The sequence below is a fragment of the Izhakiella australiensis genome (assembly GCF_002006995.1).
In the GTDB taxonomy this organism is placed as follows: domain Bacteria; phylum Pseudomonadota; class Gammaproteobacteria; order Enterobacterales; family Enterobacteriaceae; genus Izhakiella; species Izhakiella australiensis.
Genome location: NZ_MRUL01000028.1, coordinates 18509 through 32387 on the forward strand (window position 1 = coordinate 18509; position 13879 = coordinate 32387).

General features: G+C 48.4%; 28 protein-coding genes and 1 tRNA gene. 7 read left to right on the plus strand and 22 right to left on the minus strand.

Annotated features, from left to right (window positions below; all coding sequences use genetic code 11):
- Positions 1 to 75: 75 nt before the first annotated feature.
- The 7 genes from BTJ39_RS24960 to BTJ39_RS22350 all read right to left on the minus strand — a co-directional run bounded on the left by BTJ39_RS24960 (position 76) and on the right by BTJ39_RS22350 (position 2068).
- A tRNA-OTHER gene (locus BTJ39_RS24960) sits at positions 76 to 215 on the minus strand.
- 95 nt (positions 216 to 310) lie between these two features.
- Positions 311 to 499 (minus strand): hypothetical protein, encoded by a 189-nt coding sequence (locus tag BTJ39_RS25220; protein WP_078004889.1) that lies wholly within the window; start codon positions 497 to 499, stop codon positions 311 to 313.
- Entirely contained in the window at positions 462 to 725 is a 264-nt protein-coding gene (locus tag BTJ39_RS22330; protein WP_078004890.1) for a DUF2681 domain-containing protein, read from the minus strand. Before BTJ39_RS22330 ends, BTJ39_RS25220 begins: the two co-directional genes overlap by 38 nt.
- Positions 722 to 964, minus strand: a complete 243-nt coding sequence (locus tag BTJ39_RS22335; RefSeq protein ID WP_078004891.1) for a hypothetical protein — start codon at positions 962 to 964, stop codon at positions 722 to 724. Before BTJ39_RS22335 ends, BTJ39_RS22330 begins: the two co-directional genes overlap by 4 nt.
- Positions 964 to 1431, minus strand: coding sequence for a glycoside hydrolase family protein (locus BTJ39_RS22340; RefSeq protein WP_078004892.1), 468 nt, complete (start codon positions 1429 to 1431; stop codon positions 964 to 966). Before BTJ39_RS22340 ends, BTJ39_RS22335 begins: the two co-directional genes overlap by 1 nt.
- Positions 1428 to 1655, minus strand: a complete 228-nt coding sequence (locus BTJ39_RS22345; RefSeq protein WP_078004893.1) for a hypothetical protein — start codon at positions 1653 to 1655, stop codon at positions 1428 to 1430. Before BTJ39_RS22345 ends, BTJ39_RS22340 begins: the two co-directional genes overlap by 4 nt.
- The gene (locus BTJ39_RS22350; protein ID WP_139356399.1) at positions 1652 to 2068 is read right to left on the minus strand and encodes a hypothetical protein; all 417 of its coding nucleotides are present in this window, start codon (positions 2066 to 2068) and stop codon (positions 1652 to 1654) included. The genes BTJ39_RS22345 and BTJ39_RS22350 overlap by 4 nt, the downstream gene beginning before the upstream one ends.
- A gap of 209 nt (positions 2069 to 2277) precedes the next feature.
- Here BTJ39_RS22350 and BTJ39_RS22355 point away from each other — a divergent pair, with 209 nt between their 5' ends.
- Complete coding sequence (locus BTJ39_RS22355; protein WP_078004895.1) at positions 2278 to 2733, plus strand: ECs1072 family phage-associated protein; 456 nt, start codon at positions 2278 to 2280, stop codon at positions 2731 to 2733.
- A 388-nt stretch (positions 2734 to 3121) separates the two neighbouring features.
- Here BTJ39_RS22355 and BTJ39_RS22360 read toward each other — a convergent pair whose 3' ends face one another.
- From BTJ39_RS22360 to BTJ39_RS22425, 14 genes are all read right to left on the minus strand, one after another.
- Complete coding sequence (locus tag BTJ39_RS22360) at positions 3122 to 3607, minus strand: antiterminator Q family protein (protein ID WP_078004896.1); 486 nt, start codon at positions 3605 to 3607, stop codon at positions 3122 to 3124.
- The gene (locus BTJ39_RS22365; RefSeq protein ID WP_422386062.1) at positions 3604 to 4197 is read right to left on the minus strand and encodes a recombination protein NinG; all 594 of its coding nucleotides are present in this window, start codon (positions 4195 to 4197) and stop codon (positions 3604 to 3606) included. Before BTJ39_RS22365 ends, BTJ39_RS22360 begins: the two co-directional genes overlap by 4 nt.
- Positions 4181 to 4357, minus strand: a complete 177-nt coding sequence (locus BTJ39_RS25550) for a protein NinF (RefSeq protein WP_078004898.1) — start codon at positions 4355 to 4357, stop codon at positions 4181 to 4183. The genes BTJ39_RS22365 and BTJ39_RS25550 overlap by 17 nt, the downstream gene beginning before the upstream one ends.
- 126 nt (positions 4358 to 4483) lie before the next feature.
- Positions 4484 to 4771: a hypothetical protein gene (locus BTJ39_RS22375; RefSeq protein ID WP_078004899.1), complete on the minus strand. Its 288-nt coding sequence runs from the start codon at positions 4769 to 4771 to the stop codon at positions 4484 to 4486.
- Entirely contained in the window at positions 4768 to 5205 is a 438-nt protein-coding gene (locus tag BTJ39_RS22380) for a recombination protein NinB (RefSeq protein WP_078004900.1), read from the minus strand. Before BTJ39_RS22380 ends, BTJ39_RS22375 begins: the two co-directional genes overlap by 4 nt.
- Positions 5174 to 5395, minus strand: coding sequence for a hypothetical protein (locus BTJ39_RS22385; RefSeq protein WP_078004901.1), 222 nt, complete (start codon positions 5393 to 5395; stop codon positions 5174 to 5176). Before BTJ39_RS22385 ends, BTJ39_RS22380 begins: the two co-directional genes overlap by 32 nt.
- Entirely contained in the window at positions 5392 to 5664 is a 273-nt protein-coding gene (locus BTJ39_RS22390) for a phiTE_015 family protein (RefSeq protein WP_139356401.1), read from the minus strand. The genes BTJ39_RS22385 and BTJ39_RS22390 overlap by 4 nt, the downstream gene beginning before the upstream one ends.
- Entirely contained in the window at positions 5654 to 5836 is a 183-nt protein-coding gene (locus tag BTJ39_RS22395) for a hypothetical protein (RefSeq protein WP_139356402.1), read from the minus strand. Before BTJ39_RS22395 ends, BTJ39_RS22390 begins: the two co-directional genes overlap by 11 nt.
- 7 nt (positions 5837 to 5843) lie before the next feature.
- Positions 5844 to 6092 carry a hypothetical protein gene (locus tag BTJ39_RS22400; RefSeq protein WP_078004904.1) on the minus strand — a complete coding sequence of 83 codons (249 nt, stop codon included), beginning with the start codon at positions 6090 to 6092 and terminating at the stop codon, positions 5844 to 5846.
- A gap of 26 nt (positions 6093 to 6118) precedes the next feature.
- Entirely contained in the window at positions 6119 to 6805 is a 687-nt protein-coding gene (locus BTJ39_RS22405) for a replication protein P (protein ID WP_078004905.1), read from the minus strand.
- Complete coding sequence (locus tag BTJ39_RS22410; RefSeq protein ID WP_176110409.1) at positions 6802 to 7704, minus strand: replication protein; 903 nt, start codon at positions 7702 to 7704, stop codon at positions 6802 to 6804. Before BTJ39_RS22410 ends, BTJ39_RS22405 begins: the two co-directional genes overlap by 4 nt.
- Positions 7698 to 8534 (minus strand): ParB/RepB/Spo0J family partition protein, encoded by an 837-nt coding sequence (locus BTJ39_RS22415; protein ID WP_078004906.1) that lies wholly within the window; start codon positions 8532 to 8534, stop codon positions 7698 to 7700. Before BTJ39_RS22415 ends, BTJ39_RS22410 begins: the two co-directional genes overlap by 7 nt.
- Positions 8535 to 8570: 36 nt before the next feature.
- Positions 8571 to 8852, minus strand: a complete 282-nt coding sequence (locus BTJ39_RS22420; RefSeq protein ID WP_078004907.1) for a CII family transcriptional regulator — start codon at positions 8850 to 8852, stop codon at positions 8571 to 8573.
- A gap of 111 nt (positions 8853 to 8963) precedes the next feature.
- Positions 8964 to 9179, minus strand: coding sequence for a helix-turn-helix domain-containing protein (locus tag BTJ39_RS22425; protein ID WP_078004908.1), 216 nt, complete (start codon positions 9177 to 9179; stop codon positions 8964 to 8966).
- A 101-nt stretch (positions 9180 to 9280) separates the two neighbouring features.
- Between BTJ39_RS22425 and BTJ39_RS22430 the strand changes: the two genes are divergently transcribed.
- From BTJ39_RS22430 to BTJ39_RS22445, 4 genes are read left to right on the plus strand one after another with little or no spacing between them, the layout of a single operon-like run.
- The gene (locus tag BTJ39_RS22430) at positions 9281 to 9964 is read left to right on the plus strand and encodes an XRE family transcriptional regulator (protein ID WP_078004909.1); all 684 of its coding nucleotides are present in this window, start codon (positions 9281 to 9283) and stop codon (positions 9962 to 9964) included.
- Positions 9965 to 10007: 43 nt separating this feature from the next.
- Complete coding sequence (locus tag BTJ39_RS22435; protein ID WP_078004910.1) at positions 10008 to 10349, plus strand: DUF3024 domain-containing protein; 342 nt, start codon at positions 10008 to 10010, stop codon at positions 10347 to 10349.
- 55 nt (positions 10350 to 10404) lie between these two features.
- The gene (locus BTJ39_RS22440) at positions 10405 to 10968 is read left to right on the plus strand and encodes a hypothetical protein (protein ID WP_078004911.1); all 564 of its coding nucleotides are present in this window, start codon (positions 10405 to 10407) and stop codon (positions 10966 to 10968) included.
- A complete protein-coding gene (locus tag BTJ39_RS22445; protein ID WP_078004912.1) occupies positions 10965 to 11717 on the plus strand; it encodes a DUF1828 domain-containing protein in 753 nt (250 codons plus the stop codon). Before BTJ39_RS22440 ends, BTJ39_RS22445 begins: the two co-directional genes overlap by 4 nt.
- 33 nt (positions 11718 to 11750) lie before the next feature.
- On the opposite strand, the gene BTJ39_RS22450 is transcribed toward BTJ39_RS22445, so the two are convergent.
- Entirely contained in the window at positions 11751 to 11957 is a 207-nt protein-coding gene (locus tag BTJ39_RS22450) for a DUF2767 family protein (RefSeq protein ID WP_078004913.1), read from the minus strand.
- A gap of 537 nt (positions 11958 to 12494) precedes the next feature.
- Between BTJ39_RS22450 and BTJ39_RS22455 the strand changes: the two genes are divergently transcribed.
- Both BTJ39_RS22455 and BTJ39_RS24965 read left to right on the plus strand, forming a co-directional pair.
- Positions 12495 to 12839 (plus strand): hypothetical protein, encoded by a 345-nt coding sequence (locus BTJ39_RS22455; RefSeq protein WP_078004914.1) that lies wholly within the window; start codon positions 12495 to 12497, stop codon positions 12837 to 12839.
- A 281-nt stretch (positions 12840 to 13120) separates the two neighbouring features.
- Positions 13121 to 13747: an Nmad5 family putative nucleotide modification protein gene (locus BTJ39_RS24965; protein WP_176110407.1), complete on the plus strand. Its 627-nt coding sequence runs from the start codon at positions 13121 to 13123 to the stop codon at positions 13745 to 13747.
- Positions 13748 to 13879: the final 132 nt, after the last annotated feature.

Genomic DNA, 13879 nt, shown 5'->3' on the forward strand with positions numbered 1-13879 from the left:
AGGGCTAAAATAAAGAAAACTCTGCCGCTGAGGGATTTTACAAAATAAAAGGCCGCCCACGCGACCTTGAAATGATTGAAGCGGCGGGACTCGAACCCGCACTATAGTCGGACAATAACATCTTGAATCCAGACCATCACTCTCAGGCCAACCTGAAAGCGTTGATGTATTACTCTACCCATCTAACCCGCGAGCGGGAATTGAGTTACGCTTCGTTTTTAGTGTAATGGCAGATGCTGTTTTTCTACCCATGACATTATCACAGGCGCAAAGTGAATGCCTGCTGTAAGAGTCGTTGTGAAAGTGGCTCTCACTTTTTCTTTTCCGGCTGGCAGTTCTTCTGCCATGTTTCGTTATGCGCCAGAATGTCGCGCTTTGTCTGCGCGTCCAGAACTTCTATATCGTGACGGGTAACATATATTGGCCGCACCCAATCGCATGCAGTATCGACAACTACGGGCTTAACGGGTCCATTTGTCGCGCAGCTGGCTATCAACATCGTCATCAGACTGATGACTAACATTCTGCTGTACATCGCTGGCCCCTTTTGTAGCTTCTACCCGTCGTTCTGCAACGGCTTTTGTCGCTGCCGCTGCCTCTTCTGTCTGCTGCTTTTCCGCTTTTGCTTCAGCAGTGCTTTTTCCCTTTGAATGACCCAGGCCAAAGGCAGCTAAAAGTGCGGCGATTACCGATAAAATTCCGGTAACGATTAACTCGATGCTCATTTATTCACCCCGGCATCTATTTTTTTCTCTGCTGTTATTTTGTCTGTCGCTATTTTTTTAGCGCCGATATATCCAGCAGTGGCGAAGCCAAAGAACAAGCCAAAGGTGACATCTGACAGCGTTCCCTTATATGCCTGCCATCCGACCACGCCACAGCAAACGAGAAATGCCAGTGCAGCCTGGGTTCTGCTTAATGAAACGCTACCATCCGGGCTTCGCAGCAAACTTAAGGCATCCATCAGATTTTGCCTTTGTAAATGTCGTAGCTTCCTGAGCGCATCACTTCAGCATGGCGCTGCGCGCGCTTAGGTGTTTGTCTGGCCCACTGACTGTTTAGCATGCCAGTTGAGGCGCCACTGAAGTTGCCGGCAGCAATCATGCTCAATGTGTTTTTGAATCCCGCCAGCCCTGCAACACCCATCTGATAGGCCATGCTGTATAGCACGTCAGCACGCGCGGGATTGCACTGCTTCATCGCAGCGTAAATAGTAGGGTTGTTTTTGCAACTTGAAATCAGGGCATCTGTAAAGACTTGCAGCCACGCATCACCTACCGTGCGAGGAACGGTAAACGTATAGTTGCTGAGGTCTGCGCCCTTCGGCCCAATCTTCACGCCGCAGGCTACTGTTGGGTAACCTTCAGTGTCGCGATACGGTTTTTCGCGATATCCCTCTTCAAAATTAAGAATCTGGATAATCTGGCTCATTGAAAATCATCCCTCTTAACAGCCTCAGCGGTTTTTGCCGGTAACTGATCAAGCTTTTTATCAACGGCTTTGAAATCTTTTATCTGCGTGGCTTCGTGGCGAGCATTAGCAATCATATAACCCGATGTCACGCCACCGATGTATATACCGAATGCTGTCGCGAAAATTACCACCCACATTCGCCATGTAATGAAAAACTCGTCAGGCGTCCGTTTAATATTCATCTTACCGGCACCTCTTGCCCGTTTGTTATTCTCGCCAGCTGACACGCCATATTAGTGCTGGATGCGATCAGCTCCTGTATTTCTGCTTTTAGCGCTTCGTTTTGTTCTTTCAGTGCTTCCAGCTGACTTTCAACTATCTGCAAACGTGACTCAGTTTCTGAAATAGTTTTCCAGTACTCGCGAATAGTTTGATCACGATGCTCTATTTCGTCACGAAGATGTGCGTTTTCTGATTTCGCTTCTTTTAGCTGATCGCTCAAAAATTGCAGCATGTTTATCTGCTGATTGTCGTTTGAGTTACCAGCCCTGACGCGCATCATGTAGCGACCGAATGCCAGCCATCCGGTTGCTCCAGCGCATATAGCTGATCCTAGGCCTATGACGGCGGTTTTATATGATTCTAAATCCATCATTGCTCCGGCCTATGTCCGGCTATCTGTGCGTTGAAGAAAAATCGCCGCTGCCATATGGGAAATTCAGGCAAACGATGGCAGGGCGTGAAATGAAAAAGGCACCGCATGAGCAGTGCCTTAAATAGGTGCCAGATAGCGTCTGGCGGCGCAATCCTCTATCTGATATCGTTAAATCGCCAAAAATAACCATGCCAGACAAGGAATCTTTTATGCAGGAATTAGATACTCTCTACCACGTTATTAAATCCCACATTTGTGAGGTCCGTAAAATTTCTCATTCTGAACTGTCATTTGGTAACGGCCAGGGAAATAAGGCGCTAAACAGGGCGGCGATGATTTTCGTACTGGAAATAGTTCTGCATAAGCACAGGTCAGATTATGCAACGATTTTTGAACCACTCGCGGGCCGGAAAGCCCTAGATCATCTGATTCACTTAAAAACAAAATGGAAGCCAGAGGAAATAAAATCATTAAGTCTGGCCGACAGCATGTTCGTTATTCAGGATGACCTAAAAATTAGCAAACTTCCGGGTTACGCGTCTGAATTTATTGCTTCACTTAACCTACCGTCAGTCTCATATACGTTTGATGACTTTATGGACGAGGAATGGGATACCAGGGGTAACTCTGCCTTCCTGAATCAACTGTCCGCGAAAGGTCTTTGATTGCGGCATTAACTGAAGAAAGCCGTTCTTCAAGTTCGGCTTTTTCCCTTATCAGGCTGTTGTAACACTTTATGGCATGCTGCTGCTGTCCCAGCCAGTCTTCAAGCTCGTCAGGAGACAGTCCGGGATTAAAGAAATAAGCCTCAGTTTTTACAGGTTCCATTTCTTCCACCTCAATAAAATTAAAATTTCTCTGTGTGGCAAAATTCGCCTTATCAACACAACGGACAGCAGCCTGTTTCACAACACGAATAACCGGTCGAGCGGATATCCGTCAGGCTGCTTTCCTGTTGCGCAGACATAAAAAAACCGCCGTCGTATCCTTAATAACACGTACGGCAGCTTATTCGATAATAATTGCTCATTTGTTCATTAGTGTCAACACGTTCTATGCAATTTTTCTAATTTTATTCACTTTTACCCTCTCGTTCATCGCTTTTAACAGCGGGAAATAAATTAAATACTGGCTGGCCAAGAGAACTTCCTTAACCTCTCTCCTGCATGTTGCAAGAGAGGGTATTTTCATTCTGTTTCCACCTCTCGTTCCGATGTTGCGTGGCCTTGCGCATCTATGCATGTACACTGCGATTGAATACTCACTGGATCCGTGAGCGTAATAACTTAGCAGGATGCCAAAGGCTTTTTTGTCGATGCACATGACGGAATCTACGACCTGAGAAATCAACATTCCGTCATCGTCATTGCACATTGGCCGGGTTAGACCTGGCTGAGGATCAACGGTAGCCATGTACTGAGCTATGACGCTGCTCTGGCGCTTTTCAAGCCTTCCTGAGTAGACCCACGCGCCCCATAGTTCCAGCCAGCTATTAAGCCAGTCGTGCTGGCCCTTAGTGAGATTTAGTTCACGTATCACGCTGCTACCTCCCGCCGTTTAATCAGCTCTCTGGTTTTCTGCCGGTAATGCGCCGCCAGTTCCTGCAACTCTTCCCGCGTCCACTTCTTCAGTTCATGAGTCCCCATAAGGCGATCGAAAGCTTCCTGACCGATTTTTTCTATCAGACGTGGCTTGTACTCGCCGATATTTCCTGACAGGTGGTGATTGCATGGCATGCACTGTTTATGGCATCCGTCCTCGTCATATCGCGTTTCTGGTGAGGCTTTCACTGTCCTGAAGTGTCCAGCGTGCCATTGGCCATCATGAAAGCGACCACAGCTGATACAAGGGTCTGCTGCGTCTCTGGTGCGTATGTATTCGTTAAAGGCGGTCTGGGCTTGCTTGTGAAAGTACTTGAGGGGTTTTACTGCCAGTTTGCGTATTTTGGTGTTTCGTCGTTCCTGCTGAGCTTCTTCCTTTCGCTTTTTCTCCTGGTCTGCTGCTCTTTTCTGCGTTGCGTATATGGCTCCGTGTTCAGGGCAGCACCACCATATTCGAAAGTCCCGGTACTGGAACCACTCCCGGCAAATTTTGCAGCGCCGCCGCTTGGGTTTAATCGTCGACATCATCCCCTCCGGTCATTTCGTAGAACGCCGCACAATCACTGCATACGTGCGTTTCGTCAGGCGACAGAGGCATCCCACAGTCTGCGCAATTACCATAATCAGGCTCTGACATTGTCACTCCCACATGCTGTTTTGATAGGTTCTGTCCTGCCTTGGCTCCCATTCAGAATGAGGCAATAGCGCACTGACCAGCCACAATCTCGGATCGGCTGCTAATGTCTTTCTGGTTTGAATATGTCGGGAGGCGTAGCGGGAAAGGAGTTCGTTTGCAGTTTCTGTATCTACAGGCTCATGTACGAACCAAGACAGTTTCATGGCGCACTCCTGCCAGTAACTCGTTGAGTCGGTTTAGCCTCGGGCTGATGCCGAACCCAGTTCTCGCATCCAGGCTGCAATAAGCGTGCCTGTAAGCAAGGTGCGGGTCTTGCACTTTCTGCGCTTGCGCAGTCATTAGCATTTCATTTAACGCGCTCCTGATAACTGTTTTACTGAATCCTGTTTTGGCTGCTATTTCCTCAATCCGGTAAATGCCTCCGTTTGAGAATAAATCTGCAATTTCTTCGTTAACTGTTTTCATGCTGCCCGTCCAAAATAGTCGTTGCTGTAACGAACCTCGCGCAGTTTCACGCCATTACCGACCGCCCAAGCCTGGCTGTATTCGATAAGACTGGTCATGCGCTTGATCCCCATTTTTGCCGTCGACTCCCTGATGTTGCAGAATTCCCCTTCCAGACCCGGCACAACATCAGCACCCAGCCCGGTCGCCACCGCGTGGCCAGACACAAACAAGGTTTTCCACTGAACCAGATTTCGCGGTTTCTCCATCCACAGGGATTGTTTAGCCACGTCGCCGCATAGCGCATGGAACATGCTGTTCTGGAGTAGGGATCGATCGAAATCAGTGATGCGTACAGTGAGTGGGTGGTGGTCGTTAAGAGGGAGTTTATTTATTGCGTCTATCAGGTTTCGTCGTATCTGCTCATTTCTGAGAAAAAATGTTTGTTTCTCCATCAATAACCTCTTTCAGCTGCTGAGATATTGTTTGTAGTAAATCCTCTACCGCCCACACAGCCCTGTCTGAAAATTTATTATCACCACGGTGGATCATCAGCACCTGCTGCATCGCGTTTGTCGCGTTAATATATGCGTTACAGATTTGGCGATAATCACGCCTTGAGATAGTTACGGTTTTAGCTGTCACTCATCCCCCTTAACGGATATGCCTGCCTCATTGATTTTTTCTATCCATCGTTCATCCGCTTCGTCAGCGCAGTGCTGGCACTGTATGTCAGAATTGTCAGGGTTACTGACAAACAGCGCCGCTCTGCTTTCCCACCACGCACACCAGGCAAGATGCACACCGTATATTGCATAGCAATTTCTTTCAGGCTGCCATTCAAGCTCTTCATCGCTGAACAAATGTTCCGACCTAAGCCACACCTCGAACGATTCCCTTAATTTATCCATCATTCTTCTCCAGGTTGGCGCGGGCCTGCCAGCCATGCCACATGCTGTGAACCAAATCAGACTCATACCACCACTGAGATTCATCGAATGGGTTATGCTCTCTTTTCGTGTTGTAGCCGTAACGGTCGCATAATTCTTCAAACGCCTGCCGCTCAAGCTCAGTTTTGTCTGTCATGAAAACCTCAATCATCAATGAAAATAAGACCTTTGGGGCATGAATCCCAAACGTTGCCATTCCTATCGGTCATGGTGTACCAGATTCCTGGATTTAAACGACCAGTTAATTTTTTCACTTTCACAAAATAAGCATCGCGACGTGGGTTATCCTGACCGGCGACGAGATTACGCATTCTGTCACCAAATTCAGGATTGCGACCATTGCGCTGCCTTTCTGCTTCTTTAAAGATTTCAATAATGTGTGGATATTCCATCTCTCACCCCTTCTGTGTGGTTTGTGTCATGATTTTCGCATCCCCAACTTCTGGCGAATTTCCGCGATTTTATCCAGCCCCTTTTCGTTACCTACAGGCCGGTAAAGCTTTGGAATTGTTTTGCGTGGCGGAGGGATGTCTTCACCTGACTGAATACGACTTGTCATGCTGCGTAGCTCACTGCGGCATTTGGCGCGTAGTTCCTTTTCAGTCAGGTTTTGACCGCGCATCATGCTGAACAGCCCGGTCACCATCCAGTAAGCGGCGTTGCTCTGCCACGGGTAATCCTCTGCGTTATCGTAGAATCCGCGCTTTGCTGAGTACGTCATGACCATTGCGTAAAGAGCGTCCTCGTCGGGCAACCCTGCTGCTGTTGAAGCGCCTTCGTTGCACCAGGCTATGAACTGTCCAGGTGACGGCAGGAACGGAGTAGGCTGCTGTCTGGCGATCTTCATCCCGGCGTTGACTTGAGCTATCGAATGGATGCCATTTTCGGCAAAAGCCATGACCCACTGACGGCGCAACTCGTTCAGATCCTCTTGTGATTTGATATTTGCCATCAAGGCTGGAAAAGCCCCTTTAAGTTGCCGAAAAAGTTCATTGAATATCTGCACCGCCTGCTCTGTAACCTGCTGTTTTGGCTTATCCTGACCGTAAATCTGCTGCAACGAACGTCCGTCACGCTGCTGGATGGCTGTTACGATATTTCTCATACCTCTAACCCCTTTGCCCAATCAGTGTTGTTGAAGTCCAGAGCCTGCTTGTTGCTGGTGCCGGATTTCGCCTTGTCACGCTTAATTACAAGTTGTGACCATTTCTCGCGAAGCTTCGCAGGACACAGCACGTTTCCACACCAAAAACTGTCCTGGCTGGCCCACCGGAACAGGCTGCACATATCGCGGTGGTCACGCCCGTCTTTCTCACGCATCAGCCGGATGTCATTAGCCCAACCTGCAAAGGCTGGCTTTCTGGCAGATGGTTCGATTGATTTCACCACGTCGAACATCCACTCAGCAGCGCGCAGGTCATCGGCTGTACCCCACTTTGCTCCGCTTTGGATGGCTGCATCAGGTCTGACTAAAGGAAGGCGTTTGGTTGGTTTGTCAGGGGATTCGTTAGAATTCTCTGACGAAGTGTTTTTATTACTGTTCTTGTTCTTGTATTGGGTGGCTACCGTTTTCGGGAAGGTTTTTCCTGCTTTCGGGAAGGATTTTCCCGATTCCGGGAATTTTGTTCCCGATTCCGGTTTGTCCAATATCCAGGCTGAAATGTCAGTATTTACCCCAACAATTTTCATCATTCCTTGCTTCTGGCTGAATATAATTTTTCTCTCTGCCAGAGATTTTATGGCATCCGATACGTGTGTATCACTCAACCCTGTTAAGTCGGCGATCACCGTGTTGGTTACCCTGTCCTGTTTTTTATTCCATCCGTAGGTAAGCCATATCACCGCCTCGAAACATTGCCACTCCCTGCCTGAAAGCCTCAGGCGAGGTTTAAGCCTCTGGATCTCGTTGGCAACTTTGGTGTACCCGTTGGTCAGGTCGGCCATGTGACCTCCCGTTTGCTCGGTTTTTTTAGGGAATGAGATGACCTTGGCGAGACTCATGATTCCTCCCCAATGCCATAGTGGGTTTTAGCTTCACTGATGATTGCCATCACTTCCAGCGCCTGAAGCCCAGTCTCAAAATCGAGAGTGATGCCAAAGGTTTCCTCGGCCAGTTCCGCTTCGCAATTCTTGGCGATCAGCTCAATGAGCTTTCTAACTTTTGCAGAGCTAAACTGCGGCATTGCGGCGCTGCGAGAGAGTTTTGTTTTACCTGCGGCTTTGGCCTTAGCCATTTGCTCGGATGCAACGCTTCCTGCGTTAGGGCCATGCTCACGTGCCAGTGCGACAGCAGTCGTTGGGGCAACTTCGCCAGACTTAACCATGTCGATCAGCTCATCACCACACGTCAGCAGCTGGAGGTGGTGATCAACATCCGCAACAGAGCGCTTCACCTTGCTGGCGATTTCACTGACAGACCATCCCTGATTCTCAAGGCGCTGATATGCTGCTGCGCGCTCCAGTGAAGTAAGCGGTTTGCCTTGGCTACTGGTAACCATGAAGGCAATGCGATCAGCTTCGGTACCGGAAAAATCTTTGCACTCAAGGCGCGGAATTTCGGTGCCGGATTCTGTGGCCAGCAGCGCGCCGTGATAACGGTGGTGACCGTCGATGATCTTGATGCCCTTCTCGGTAACCTGCACCGCCAGAGGCGGCACAAACTCACCGGCGATATAAGCATCGCGGAACTCTTCGATATGCGCCTGATCGATTTCACGCACGTTGTAACCTGGCTCGATGTACAGCTCAGCCAGCGGTACCAGAAACGTTTTCTTAACCGTGGTCTCGGTACCGTTCTTTTCTTTGCCCTTGTAATGCAGTGATAAACTACTCATAATTACTCCTGTATGTTGATCCAGTTAATCCATACGTCAGGCGTCGAATGTTCCAGCATTCGGCGCTTTTTCTTTGGCGGTGATCGCCTCAATCGTTTCCTGCACTAACCGTCCCATTGGGCTGACTTCCCACGCCATGCGAGCCGTACAAATCACAGCTGCAATAAAGCGCCAGTCCACACGGCTAATCTTCGATTCGTGGCAGCCAACACCCTTGGCGAATTCACGCCCGGTCATCTGAGAAACTGCGAGTAACAGGTCTGTCTGAGTGCGATTAATGTCGCTCTCTGTTGGTTTGCTGTAGTTTGCTGATTCCATTGCTTATATTCCTTTCGTGTTATGTAGTTACGTGAGCAAACCGTGGGGTTTGCCACATTTGTTGCCCTGCGGTTAGACGGGGCGGTCAGATTGATAAAGAGCGGGTGGTGCTTAAGCGGCTTTTCCGCTGCTTACGCCGTAAAGCAACCAGTGCGGGTCGCACTTAAGTGCTATGGCTAACTCGACCAGGAAACGTGGTCGCTTGGTCAGTCCTGATTCAACTTGCTGGATCGTCTGCTGCTTGGTGCCAGATAATTCAGCCAATTGAGCTTGGGTTAGATTAAGCTCCGCGCGCTTCTGTTTGAGTCGGTCAGATAAAGTTTCCATACAACCTCCTAACAAACTTATTTGTATTTTATTGTCAAACAAGCTTGTTTGTCAAATACCTTATTTCTTGTGAAGATGGAGGGATTACATATGAGGGTGTTATGAGCATTGGGGAACGTGTAAAAGCGCGGCGCATAGAGCTTGGCCTTACTCAGGCCGAGCTTGCGGTAATGGTAAAAACCACACAGCAGGCAATTCAGCAGCTTGAAGATGGCAAAACACAACGCCCTCGCTACCTGCCTGAACTGTCATCAGCGCTTAAGCGCAGCATGAAATGGCTAATGTCTGGAGGCGAGCAAGATGAGCTTCCTCCAGAAGATGAATGGACCGAAATTAGCGTATGGGATCGGGATACTCCGCTAAGCAAAGACGAAGTTGAAGTGCCATTCTTGCGTGATATTGAATTTGCATGTGGGGATGGATCGGTGGGAGATGAGGATTACAACGGTTTCAAATTACGCTTCTCTAAGGCTACGCTGCGCCGTATAGGTGCCAGGACTGATGGTAGTGGCGTTCTGTGCTTCCCTGCGCGTGGGAACAGCATGGAGCCATTAATACCGGATGGCGCGACAGTGGCGATTAACTGCGATGACAAGCGCATTATTGACGGAAAGGTTTACGCAGTAAATCAGGATGGCTGGAAGCGCCTGAAGATGCTCTACCGTGTCGGCCCTGACCGCGTGAGCCTGCGCAGCTTCAACAACGAAGAGCATCCGCCTGAAGAGCATGTTTTGTCTGACGTGGAGATCGTGGGTCGCATGTTCTGGACTGCGACTATGTGGTAAAGCCCAGTGGCTTGACAATACTTTTAGTTAACAGGAGATAGGGATGGCCTTTAACGATATTGAATATCATGCTGTGCTAAAAGAAGTTGAACAGTTTGTCGAAAGCATCAGGCCCCCCGTACATGCCAGGAATGAGTTTGATATCGTTTTCTGCATCAAAGATCAGACCATAGAGATAGCCGAAGAGCGCCCTGTATGGCAGGGTAAGCCGGGCGAAAAATGCCTGATTCTATCTGCACGTATTTCATATGTTCGCTCACAAAAAGTCTGGCGACTCTTCTGGATGCGCGGAAACATGAAGTGGGAACTTTACGAGGAAATACCGACACTTGAAGCTGCGTTGAATGCCATCAGGGCTGATACTCATGGTTGCTTCTTCGGGTAGTGGCCGGACGAGACGTTTGGATGAGGATAAAAAAATGATAATGGATGAATAATTTGTGGCTAAATCAGATGATTACCTACCCAGCCAAGCCGAAGTCGACCATGTTTTGTATTGCGCAAAAAGGGTGGATTTTACAGGTGTAAAGTGGGGCGTTAAACCGCCGCCTAACAGGCCTCTCCTGTGGCTGCAGTTACAAATTATTCCATTCGATGAAGATGATATCCCCATTCAAGGTCTATCATTTCTTATTCAGTGGAAACCGGATCATGAGTTCCACACTTTTCCTGAAGCGTCTTATCCCAAAATAAACATTGTTGCCTTGTACAACAAAAAGAGAATTTTTGCAGTTGATACGTATCCATTTGATAAGCATAAAAACAATTACAGAATTGATCGACCAGACTACCAAGACAGCGTCTTCGGGCCTCACTATCATGTGTACTACGAAGAGGCGGGGTATTATAGTGAAAAGATTGGCTTCCCTATAATCGATGACATAAAGCCCCACGACCTGGTAGGATACTGGGACTACTTTTGCAAACAGTTAAACGTTACTTACACAGGTAAATTACCTATCCCTCTTGAGGATGAATCTGGACAGATAGGACTAGGCTTATGATGTGCTCAACGGTGATTTCACAACTTGGTTTCGAATGCCATCCAATTGGCGAAACCATGAGAATTATCAGCCCATTCACTTATTGTGACGATGGGGAGCATGTTGGCGCGTTTGTCAGAGAAGTAAACGGACGCTTCCTGATTAGCGATCGGTGCGACGCATTGATGAATATGGAAGCGCGAGGCATCTCGATCACAAAAAGACGGTTTGAAGAAATTCGCTCCCTACTTCATAGGGAAGGAACTGAACTAAATGACCGCGGCGAGATTATCGGATGGGCCACAGAAAGCAATATTGGCAACGTTACTGCTGACATAATTAGAGCAGGTATTTTAGCATCTACGCTGTCAGTGGACTGGCATCAACCTGTCCACGCTGAGAGATTTGAAAGCGTTGTTATTGATTTTCTGTATCACTCCCTGCCTAAAGGAATGCTGCAACTTAAAGATAGCGTCACTGGGATGAGTGGACACCAAATTCCAATCCCAGTCACGGTAAAAACTACCGATCCAAAGTATGTCTTCACTTCCAGTGTAAAACATGGCGGTAGCTGGAACAGTGCATACTCATTGCTTGGCAAACTGATTGATTTAAAGAACGCCAACGATACACTTAACAATCGCTTTGTCATCGTGGACAGTGAAGCGATTGGCGAGCAGATGCAGCAACTTTCTTTATTGTTTCATGAATCTAGCCATGTCCTACCTTTCTCGAAAAGAGAATCATGGATAAAAAGACTGGCTGCATAACCAAACCCGGCCACCGCGCCGGGTTTTTTGTACCTATCTATCCAGCACCTTCGCCGCAGCCTCCATCGCTTTAACCAATAACTCCGATCGCTCAGGATTATTCGACGCCAGCGCAGTACGCAGCGCGTCAGCTATCACCATCTGCTTTGATTCAACGCCGAAATCATGCAGCGTAAATACCATGTCGCCTACCACCCGACACATCTCATCGTAAAGCTCGTCTGATTCTTTCGAATACATACCCCACCCCGCTCAATTTTCGCTCAAATCAGCATATCACAACCGCCACTGAGCGGGCTTTTTTGTGCCTGTAATTCAGCGATAACCACGCCTTCCCCGCTCTTCACCCGCCACAGAACGGCAATACCCCGGCACTGAACCCGGTAGTCTGCCGGGTTACTCCTGCACTATTTTCATTCTCCTGCACTTTTTCGTTGCTCCTGCACCTCCTGCACCTCCTGCACCTCACCGCCTGACCTGTGCGGGTGGCGTTTACAAAAATAAATTCATAGTAAAAACAAGCAATAACATGTAAATAACAAACAAATACAAACTTATGTGTTTACAAGATAATTTGTTTTCTTGTATTCTTATCCCATCAGCACGACACACCGCTACACAGTCAGCTGATTCGCTCTTTAACAAAATGACCTTCCGCTCTCACAGGCGGGACCAATCCGAGAAGGTTTTGGGCTGGATGAATTGCAGCGTGAAAAAGCGCAACCGTGAAGACCAGCGTCACGGCATCCAGCACCAAAGCTTTCTACAGGGGGAACTATGGCAACCATCACATTCAAACGTTCGTGCAAATCAGCGCCGGGCAACAGCAAAAGTCGTTATAAAGAGCGTCGCAAAGCCCAGCAGGATTCAGGCAGGCAGACTGAAGCGCTTGCACGAAAAATCGCAGTAGCGGCTACTGGATGCAGCATTAACGTACTTAGGGCGACTGAAGGAGCGAGTGATTACGCTAAGCAGTTGGACAGATCCATCAGGCATCACGAACAAATAATCCAGCACCGGGAGCAGCGTGAGCGAAACAAACACATGAAGGTCTGCAACGAAGCCGGCCGCCAGATTCATGCTGTGCAGAAACAACGTGGCAAGAGCATTCCACTTATTTGAGGTGAGCAATGCGCATAGTTGAGTGTCACATCTCACAAATTAAACCCGGAGATACAGTTGAACATGAAGGTCAACTCAGGACTGTATCTAAACGAAACCTCGGCAGGACTGAATTCTTCGGCATTAGCCTGTTCGGCGACAATTACCGGCTTGGCACTATAAAGGTAAGGAAAGTTATTTTTCCGAGATGGTATCAGGGAGTTGTTGTAAAAAGTTGATCAGAGGTCGCCACGGCGGCCTTTTTATTGGCATAAGTAATTGGTAACGGCGAGGAAATGAATATGATTTCAGTTCGATTAACAAACGTAATTCGTGAGCAGATTGCCAAAAATGCTCTTATCAAATCCGGTGTAATCGCAGAGCTTGAAGCCATCGACCGGCGAAAAGGTCAGTTGGCACTCGACGCCCGCGTGTTTGCTTTTGGCGGCACTGATAAGGTCAGGGAAATCGACTGCATTGTGAAGAAGCTGGAGAAGATGGGATCAGACGCGAGAAAGCTGGGTGCCAGCATCTACGTTTCGGCTAATAAAAACTATGGCATTGATATGGCGATTGGTGGTCGCCGCCTGGGGCGGGTCAGTTATGGCGTTGATAGTAAGGGAGATAGCATTGCGCTTGTCACGCCAGAGCGTGAGAAATGTCTGTTTGCTGCTGACCATGAAATAAGCCTGAAATTCGATATTCTTCTCGCTGAACAATCCATAGCCAACAAGCGCAAAGAGGATATTGAGAAAACGGTTTGGGCAGCCCTCAACTCTGTTACCACCCTGAAGCGCCTCATTGATGTGTGGCCAGAGAGTCAGGAGCTTATACCTGAGAAAGCAGGCAGCGTAAATGCGGCGTTACCTGCCCTGAAAGTTGAAGACCTGAATAAGATGATCGGCCTGCCAACGTCAGAGGCTGCCTAACCCGCGCGGGTTTATTTCACCAGTCGCCATGAGCGGCTTTTTTTGTGCCTAAATTCAGAGATAACAACATGAGCGAAGAAAAAATCGTCACGTATAAGGGGTTTAATACCGACCTGACGTGCCGTGATTACC